The organism is Aureimonas ureilytica, from assembly GCF_001475935.1.
GTDB classification, from domain to species: domain Bacteria; phylum Pseudomonadota; class Alphaproteobacteria; order Rhizobiales; family Rhizobiaceae; genus Aureimonas; species Aureimonas ureilytica_A.
Genome location: NZ_LDQA01000025.1, coordinates 121,616 through 128,141, shown reverse-complemented (window position 1 = coordinate 128,141; position 6,526 = coordinate 121,616). Strand labels below are relative to the sequence as shown.

The 6,526-nt window shown below is 62.2% G+C and carries 9 protein-coding genes; all 9 read right to left on the bottom strand.

What is annotated here, in order from left to right:
• Window positions 1-446 (bottom strand): ribonuclease HI (gene rnhA / locus NS365_RS12085; protein ID WP_058600551.1); only part of this gene is annotated, 446 nt, incomplete at its 3' end.
• A 5-nt stretch (window positions 447-451) separates the two neighbouring features.
• A complete protein-coding gene (locus NS365_RS12080) occupies window positions 452-1,432 on the bottom strand; it encodes a homoserine kinase (protein ID WP_058600536.1) in 981 nt (326 codons plus the stop codon).
• 1 nt (window position 1,433) lies between these two features.
• Entirely contained in the window at window positions 1,434-2,462 is a 1,029-nt protein-coding gene (gene ispH, locus NS365_RS12075; protein WP_058600535.1) for a 4-hydroxy-3-methylbut-2-enyl diphosphate reductase, read from the bottom strand.
• Window positions 2,463-2,517: 55 nt separating this feature from the next.
• On the bottom strand, window positions 2,518-3,309 hold the full coding sequence (locus NS365_RS12070) for an SURF1 family protein (RefSeq protein ID WP_244498435.1): 792 nt from the start codon (window positions 3,307-3,309) through the stop codon (window positions 2,518-2,520).
• Entirely contained in the window at window positions 3,296-3,688 is a 393-nt protein-coding gene (locus NS365_RS12065) for a DUF983 domain-containing protein (protein WP_058600534.1), read from the bottom strand. Before NS365_RS12065 ends, NS365_RS12070 begins: the two co-directional genes overlap by 14 nt.
• 99 nt (window positions 3,689-3,787) lie before the next feature.
• A complete protein-coding gene (locus NS365_RS12060; RefSeq protein WP_058600533.1) occupies window positions 3,788-4,666 on the bottom strand; it encodes a cytochrome c oxidase subunit 3 in 879 nt (292 codons plus the stop codon).
• A 69-nt stretch (window positions 4,667-4,735) separates the two neighbouring features.
• The gene (locus NS365_RS12055) at window positions 4,736-5,344 is read right to left on the bottom strand and encodes a cytochrome c oxidase assembly protein (RefSeq protein ID WP_058600532.1); all 609 of its coding nucleotides are present in this window, start codon (window positions 5,342-5,344) and stop codon (window positions 4,736-4,738) included.
• Window positions 5,337-5,465 carry a protoheme IX farnesyltransferase gene (locus NS365_RS12050; RefSeq protein ID WP_244493456.1) on the bottom strand — a complete coding sequence of 43 codons (129 nt, stop codon included), beginning with the start codon at window positions 5,463-5,465 and terminating at the stop codon, window positions 5,337-5,339. The genes NS365_RS12055 and NS365_RS12050 overlap by 8 nt, the downstream gene beginning before the upstream one ends.
• 28 nt (window positions 5,466-5,493) lie before the next feature.
• Window positions 5,494-6,426 carry a heme o synthase gene (locus NS365_RS12045; protein ID WP_058600530.1) on the bottom strand — a complete coding sequence of 311 codons (933 nt, stop codon included), beginning with the start codon at window positions 6,424-6,426 and terminating at the stop codon, window positions 5,494-5,496.
• Window positions 6,427-6,526: the final 100 nt, after the last annotated feature.

Sequence of the window (6,526 nt, the reverse complement as noted above, 5' to 3'; positions counted from 1 at the left end):
CTCGCCGGCTTGCGCTTGAAGGGCTCCATACCCGCGCGCGCCAACTCGTCCGCGCGCTCGTTCTCGGGGTGGCCGGCATGGCCCTTGATCCAATGGAACGTCACCTCGTGGCGGTTGCGCTCTTCATCGAGGCGCTGCCAAAGCTCGGCATTCTTGACCGGCTTCTTGTCGGCCGTGCGCCATCCGTTGCGCTTCCAGCCGTGAATCCATTTCGTGATTCCATCCCGAAGATATTGCGAGTCGGAATGAAGGTGAACGGCGCAGCCGCGCTTCAACGCCGCAAGACCTTCGATCGCGGCCAGAAGCTCCATGCGATTGTTGGTCGTATGGGCCTCACCGCCGGACAGTTCCCGTTCCGTTTCGCCCGCGCGCAGGATCGCGCCCCAGCCGCCCGGACCCGGATTGCCCGAACAGGCGCCATCGGTGAAAATATCGACGTGGGTCAGATCGCTCATGCCGTCCGGAAATCCATGGTGACGCCGTAATCGGCAAGGCTGCGCACCTGACGGTGGAAGCGGGACTTGCGCAGATATTCCTTGGGGTCCTTCTTGGTGACGAAGGAATTGGCGGGGGTGTTGATCCAGTCGTAAAGGCGCGTCAGCAGAAAACGCACCGAAGCTCCCCGCGCGAGGATCGGCAGAGCGTCCCGCTCGGCCGCATTCAGCGGGCGCACGCTTTGATAGCCTTCGATCAACGCGCGCCCTTTGGTGACGTTGAAGGCTCCATCCTGTTCGAAGCACCATGCGCAGAGACAGATGGCCAGATCATAGGCGAGAACGTCGTTGCAGGCGAAATAGAAGTCGATCAGCCCGGACAATTCACCCTGCAGGAAGAAGACATTGTCCGGGAACAGATCGGCATGGATCACGCCTTTTGGCAGATCGGACGGCCAGTTCGCTTCCAATTCGGTCAGTTCCGCAGCGATCTCGGCGCAAAGGCCAGCCTCGACCCGGTCCGCATCCTCTCCGCAGGCGTCAAGAAGCGGACGCCACGCATCGACGGACAGGCTGTTGGCGCGCTGGAGCGGAAAGTCCGCAGCCGCCAAATGCATTCCGGCCATGGCCTTGCCGACCGCGCCGCATTGGTCGGCCGTCGGACGCCGCGACCACATGCCCTCCAGAAAGGTGAAAAGCGCAGCGGGCCGCCCTGCCAGTTCGCCCAGAGCATCGCCCTCGCGTGGCTGGACCGGCAGGGGGCAAGACAGCCCCTTGCCGGCCAGATGCTCCATCAGACCCACAAAAAAGGGAAGATCTGCGCGGTTCACGCGCTTCTCGTACAGCGTCAGGATGAACGTGCCGCCTTCCGAACGCAGCAGGAAGTTGGAGTTCTCCACCCCTTCCGCGATCCCCTTGTAGGACAGAAGTCTGCCCACGTCGTAGCGCGTGAGAAAGGCGCTGAGTTCCGCTTCGCCGACCTCGGTATAGACCGCCATCTCAAAGCGTCCTTTCGCCGGCAAGCGGCCGATCGCCGTTGACGAATGCCATGTCTTCCTTGGTCAAGGAGACGTCGCGCAGAGCCCGCATGACCGGAAAGTTCTCGTTCTCGATCGCCGTCTGCACGAGTTCGATGCGCAGGTCGAAGCGTTCGCGCAGCGCGTCGAGGATCGCGTCCGTCAGCACTTCGGGCGCGGAGGCCCCTGCCGACATGCCGATGACATGGCCGGGCATCAGATCGTCCAACGGGACATCAGCGGGTCCTTGCAGCAGAAGGCCCCGCTTCGACCCCGCCTTTTCGGCAACCTCGACCAGACGGCGCGAATTGCTCGAATTGGGCGCGCCGACGATGAAGAATAGATCGGTGCCGGGCGCGGACGCTTTCACCGCGTCCTGCCGGTTGGTGGTCGCATAGCAGATCGACTCCGAGGCGGGCGCCTGCATCTCAGGGAACTTCGCCTGAAGTGCTGCGATAATTCCGGCCGTATCATCCACCGACAGAGTGGTCTGCGTGACGAAGCCGAGCGCTGCGGGGTCGGCCGGCTCAAAGGCCGCAACGTCTTCCTCGGTCTCGATCAGGACGACCGTACCTTCGGGCAGCTGACCCATCGTCCCGACGACCTCGGGATGGCCGCGATGACCGACAAGCAGCACGGTTCGCCCCAGGCGCATGTGACGCATCGCCTGCTTGTGGACCTTGGAAACGAGCGGGCATGTCGCATCGAGATAGAGCATCTCGCGGCGCTCGGCCTCGGCCGGCACGGTCTTGGGAACCCCATGGGCGGAGAAGACGACGGGCTGCCCGTCATCGGGAATGGCATCGAGTTCCCGGACGAAGACCGCCCCCATCTGGCGCAGCCCATCCACCACGTATTTATTGTGAACGATCTCGTGCCGGACATAGACCGGCGCGCCGTAGCGCTTCAGCGCGAGAACGACGATCTGAATCGCGCGATCGACGCCCGCGCAGAAACCTCGCGGTTCGCAAAGGCGCAGGGTCAGGGGCGGCTTGGTCTGGATCGCGGACAAGGCAATCTCCGGGCAGCGGTTTCGCTTGGGAATGAGGGGATGGAGCCCCCCTCTGTCAACCCATCGGCGCGCGAGGACGGCCACGCAGGAGATGGCGCACGAACAGCGCGAGCATGACGAACAGCGCGGCGGCGAGGCTGAACCACGTGATCGCATATTGCAGATGGTTGTTGGGGAGGTCGACCACGGTCACGCCGCCGATCGGATAGCCGCCTTCCGCCGCGCCCGGCCCTGCGTCCACGAAGAAGGGTAGAACCTTGTCTGCTGGCAGCGACAGCCCTTTGGCCATGTCCGATACGCTGCGCCAGAAGAAGACGTTCTGCGAAGGATCGTTGTCGGGAAGAAAGGAGCCGGGTTTCTCGATTGGCGCTTCGCGAGCAAGCCCCGTTAAATCCATCGTCCCCACAGGGTTTCCCGCCATGCGGCTTGCGGGATCTTTCATGGCATAGGGCACGAAGCCTCGGTTCACGAAAATCCAGCGATCCGAGCCTTCGATCTGGAGCGGCGTATAGACATGCCATCCCGCTTCGCCATTGCGCGTCGCGAGGAAATAACGCTCACCGGAATGATCGAACCGCCCACGCAACGCGACGGGATCATAATCGATCGCCTCGCCACGATCTCGAGCGTCCCGGATGTCATCGATCGTCTGGGCTGGCTTCTGGATGCGCTGCGCAATGGCGCTGAGAAGCCCTTCCTTCCAGGCCATACGCTCCAACTGCCAGGAACCGAGCAGCAACAGGACGGCAAAGGCCGCAGAGCCCAGAACGAGGATCGAGATGATGCGTCCGCGACTGAGGCGAGGCTGGCTCTCGTTCATGTTTTGGGCGGCGTCAGGCATCGTCATGCGGATGCAGGCGACCTTCTGCGGCGCTGGATCGAAACTGCAGGCCGACCATCAAGCCTTTTGCGAGACGCATGAGCGGGGCCGATAGGAGAAACGCGAGCGGAACCCAGAGAAGGAGATGGACATAGATGGGCGGACTGTAGGCGACCTCCGTATAGAGGGCGAGACCGACCACAACGAAACTGACGATCGACATCACGAAGAAGGCGGGTCCATCGGCCGAGTCCAGGCTGGCCAAGTCCAGTCCGCATCGTGAGCAAACCGGCTCGAGCCGGAGATAGCCCGCAAAGAGCTTGCCCTTCCCACAGCGCGGGCAGTGACCGAACATGGCGGCATGGGCCGGATCGACGCCGGGATAGGATTGGCGAGAATCGTCCATCAGCGTTTCTCTCCTCAAGCGTTTCCCTGGCTTGAACCCTGCGACGAAAAAAGGCGGCCAAGCCGCCTCCTTCCACGAGATCGAGCGAGGGCGTTGTGATCAAGCGCCGTGGATCTGTCCGCCCCAGCCACCCCAGACATAGATGGCGAAGAAGAGGAAAAGCCAGACCACGTCCACGAAGTGCCAGTACCAAGCAGCCGCTTCGAAGCCGAAATGCTTGTGCGGCGTGAAATGCCCGCGAATGGCGCGGATCAGGCAGACGGCCAGGAAGATCACGCCGACGAAGACGTGGAAACCATGGAAGCCCGTCGCCATGAAGAAGGTCGCGCCGTAGATCGAGCCTTTGAACGCGAAAGGCGCATTGGCATATTCGATATACTGAACGAAGGAGAAGATGGTACCCAGGGCCACCGTCAGGGCGAGACCCGTGATCAGCGACTTGCGATCATCCTCCAACATCGCATGGTGCGCCCATGTCACGGTCGTGCCGGACAGAAGCAGGGTCACCGTGTTGAACAGCGGCAGATGCAGCGGATCGAGAACTTCGATCCCCTTGGGAGGCCAGACGCCGCCGAGCGCCTGGACGCGGGCGGCCTGAATGGCTTCACCGGGAAACAGGCTGGCATCGAAGAAGGCCCAGAACCACGCCACGAAGAACATCACCTCGGAGGCGATGAACATGATCATGCCGTAGCGCAGATGCATCGAGACGACGGGCGTATGCGCGCCCTGGTGGCTTTCGCGGATCGTATCCGACCACCAAGCGTACATCGTGTAGAGCACGATCGCGAGGCCGATGTAGAAAATCCAAGGCGTCGCCAGATTGGCGCCGAAGACGATGAACGTCTTGTCACCGTGGAAACGGAACAGCGCCACGGCACCGAACAAGAGGAAGAACGCGCCGAGAGACGCCAAGGCCGGCCACGGGCTCGGATCGACCATATGATAGTCGTGATGCTTGTGTGTCGTGCTGGCCATCGCTCTCCCCCTCGCTACCGCCCCAAGCCGTTGTAGCCAACGGCCCCGTTCCAACTCAATTCGAGCGCGTTACAAACGCCCGCTTGCCTGATTGTCCGTCGCCGCATCGGCGACGGGTGTCTTCTTCGGTTCTACCGGGAAGAACGTGTAGGACAGCGTAATCGTCGGCAAGGTTCCGACATCCGCGTCCTTCAGAATGTCGGGATCGACGAAGAACACGACCGGCATGTCCACTTCTTCCCCCGGCTTCAGCGTCTGATCCGTGAAACAGAAACACTGGATCTTGTTGAAGTAGCCGCCCGCCAGCAGCGGCGTCACGTTGAACGTGGCGCGCGCCGTCACTTCCCGGTCGGAGCGGTTGCGAACGCGGTACGACATCTGGCGCGTTTCGCCCAGACGCACCACCACTTCACGCTCGTTCGGCTGAAAGGTCCATGGCACGCTGGGAATCGCGTTACTGTCAAATCGAACGCGAACCGTCTCGTTCAGCACCGTGGCGGATGCCATTTCGCTGCGCTGCGTCGTGCCGCCATAGCCCGTGACTTTGCAGAACAGACTGTAGAGCGGGACGGATGCGTAGGCGGCGCCGATCATGCCGCAGACGAATGCGGCGCAACTGAACGCGGTGATCCGAAATCGGCGAGCCGACGCTTCGCGAGGGCGAGCGGGCTCAGCCATGACCACCCACCATCTTGACCAGCGTCACCACATAGAAAATCACGACGAGGGCCGTCAGCGTCAGCGCGATCGCCACCGATCGTTTACGCTGGGCCTTATGTTCCTGCTGGGTCAAACGCACGCGATCCTCCTCCCCTTCGTTCACGAAATCAGACCATCCACAAAGCGACGACGCGCTCGATCAGAAGGATGGAGAAGAGCGCGAAGAGATACACGATCGAGAAGCCGAACAGCTTCTTGGCCGGGACCATCGCAGGATCGCGATCGGGCATCCGCAGCACGAGGAAAGCCCGGCGGATGAAGTCGAGCCCCAGCGCGAGCGACACCACGCCATAGACCGGGCCGCCGAAACCGAGCACGTAAGGGAGAACACCGACAGGCACGAGAAGCAGCGTGTAAGCGAAGATGTGACGACGCGTCGAACGCTCACCCGCCACATTGGGCAGCATCGGAATACCAGCCGCGCCGTAATCCTGCATCTTGAAGAGGGCCAGAGCCCAGAAATGCGGGGGCGTCCAAAGAAAGATGATCAGGAAGAGGACGAAGCTTTCCAGCGAGACGCCACCGGTCACCGCCGCCCAGGCGACCATAGGAGGGAACGCGCCAGCCGCGCCGCCGATCACAATATTCTGCGCCGTGCGACGCTTCAGACCCATCGTGTAGAAAACGGCGTAGAAAGCGATCGTAAAGGCCAGGAAAGCAGCTGCAAACCAGTTGGATGCGAGGCCGAGAAGGATCACGGACAAGATCGACAGCGACAGTCCGAAGGCCAACGCTCCGCCTGCGGACACGCGGCCTGACGGAACAGGGCGTCCGGCCGTACGCTTCATCACGCGGTCGATATCCGCGTCATACCACATGTTCAGCGCACCGGAGCCGCCCGCTCCCAAGGCAATCGCCAGGAGTGACACGAAACCGAGAACCGGATGCATATGGCCGGGCGCGGCGAGATATCCCGTCACCGCCGTCAGGATCACGAGCGACATGACGCGCGGCTTGAGCAGAGCCAGAAAGTCACCCGGCTCGGCGAGACTGATGCCTGGACGAGCGGCCCGCAGATCCGTCGCGTCGATCGCACTCATAGGACGTCCTTATCCTTGACCGGCAGTCCCATCGAGACTGCCATCTGTCGCCTATCGCGAACCCGACGGTGAGCGATCCCGGCTTGGACGCCGGGATCAC